Genomic DNA, 1,810 nt, shown 5'->3' with positions numbered 1-1,810 from the left:
TGATGGAGGAAAAGAGGGAAGCCCTTCAAAGCGGCAATGATTGCTCTGGCGAGAAAGATACTCATCACAGCCAATGCACTCCTCAGAGATAGTGTTCCATTCAATGCATAAACACAGTTGCCGCATCGCGCTGCGCTTGTGCGGGATGACGGCATGGGGGAACTGCCATTGCCCCATCACCTCGCCTCCCTACCGACGTCTTCCCGGCCCCCGAGCCGGGATCTAGGGCGGCATGTGCTGAGGCTGGTTTGGAAACAACACAAAGTCGCTTTCAATCTGATGCGTCATTTCAAGGCGAAGATACCGAGAGGCTCTACCTCACCCCTCTGGGTCCCGCATCGCGCTGCGCTTGTGCGGGATGACGGCATGGGGGAACTGCCATCACTTCGCCTCCCACACCAACGTCTTCCCGACCCCCGAGCCGGGATCTAGATCCACGAGTGCAACTTGCACAAAATACAACTTATGTTAATAAAAAGAACATTTTCAACTAAGCAAGATTTTTAACATGACTACAGTTTCTACAAACGCATCAACCTTTAAGAAGCGCAGATGGTGGATAGCTTTGCTGCTTCAGCTCATAAGCGGCTCTGGATATTTGTATCTAGGCCACCCAAAACGTTTTCTAATGTTTATTCTACTCCTCTGGTCGGGCATAATATTTACCCTAACTCCACTTCCTACCTTCATAGATAGTAGAATTTACCTCGGTATTTTTTTGATCGTTGTGATTAGTCTTTTTGTGATCGCATTTGTTGATCTCTTGCTCTTATGCAGAAAGCAGCAAAGCTATACTTTAAAATGGTACAATCGATGGTGGGTTTATCTACTTTGTTGGATCTCTATTGCAATTGTCCAAACACCTTATCTTAGCTCCATTGGAATGGATTTCCTCCCGTCCCAGAAAGTTAGAACCTTTTACATACCTTCAAACAACAACCAGCCGTTGCTTATTCCTGGCGACTACGTCTTTGCAACTTCTTGTGGCTTTAACTGCATAAAACCTCAACAAGGCGATATGGTTATTCTGAAGTACACTAGGAACAACAAAATCGACTATGTGGAACGTATTATTGGCCTTCCAGGTGACACTGTCCAAATCGAAAATGGTGTTGTCATCTTAAACGGTGCCCCTGTAAAGCAAGCTCGGCTATCTGAAGATCACATACTCACCGACAGCTATGGAAACAAGAAGTACATAGCTCAATACGTAGAAGAGCTTCCAAACGGCGCACAGCAAACAGTACTAGATCTCTATCCAAACAGCTCGCTAGACAACACGCCGAAATATCGCGTTCCTGAGGGGCACTATTTTGTAATGGGCGATAATCGCGACAATTCAGCTGACAGTCGGGTCTTGTCACAGCTTGGATACGTGCCGGCAGAAAATATCTATGCCAAACCCTTGTTCATATACTGGTCTAAGGACCTAAGCCGAATTGGTACGCTGATTAACCCCTAGAGCTTGATGGGTATGGATCCCGGCTCGGAGGCCGGGAAGACACCGAGTGGGAAAGGGTTGTGCTAGTGCCTCTCTTCGCCGTCATGCCGGACGGAGCGGAGTGGAGATCCGGTATCCAGTACTGAGATGGTGAGTTGTGGTGGGGTGGCTCTGGGTCCCTGTGTGTTTGTTTTGTGCTTGAATGGTAGCGAGGCGGAGGTCGTTGGGTCCCAGATCAGAGCCCAGCACGGCTTGAGATCGTGACGCGGCCAGACCCCGCCTCGCATGTATTACCAAACCTGAACAGTTGATGGTGGCCGCTTTTGCGGACCACGTAGCACAGGGACAGGCTCCATGACCTTACACCCT

The 1,810-nt window shown here is 49.0% G+C and carries 1 protein-coding gene; it reads left to right on the top strand.

Annotation, left to right across the window (positions count from 1 at the left end):
• The first annotated feature begins 508 nt into the window (after positions 1 to 508).
• Positions 509 to 1,462 carry a signal peptidase I gene (gene lepB / locus PsAD46_RS04415; RefSeq protein WP_063293281.1) on the top strand — a complete coding sequence of 318 codons (954 nt, stop codon included), beginning with the start codon at positions 509 to 511 and terminating at the stop codon, positions 1,460 to 1,462.
• Positions 1,463 to 1,810 lie beyond the last annotated feature (348 nt).

The organism is Pseudovibrio sp. Ad46 (genome assembly GCF_001623065.1).
Taxonomy (GTDB): Bacteria; Pseudomonadota; Alphaproteobacteria; order Rhizobiales; family Stappiaceae; genus Pseudovibrio.
The sequence above is the reverse complement of the archived record's forward strand: the minus strand, read 5'-3'. Positions and strand labels throughout refer to the sequence as shown.

Bases quoted from the DNA above. Each gene is read 5' to 3' on its own strand.
- lepB (WP_063293281.1), top strand. From the start codon at position 509: ATGACTACAGTTTCTACAAACGCATCAACCTTTAAGAAGCGCAGATGG.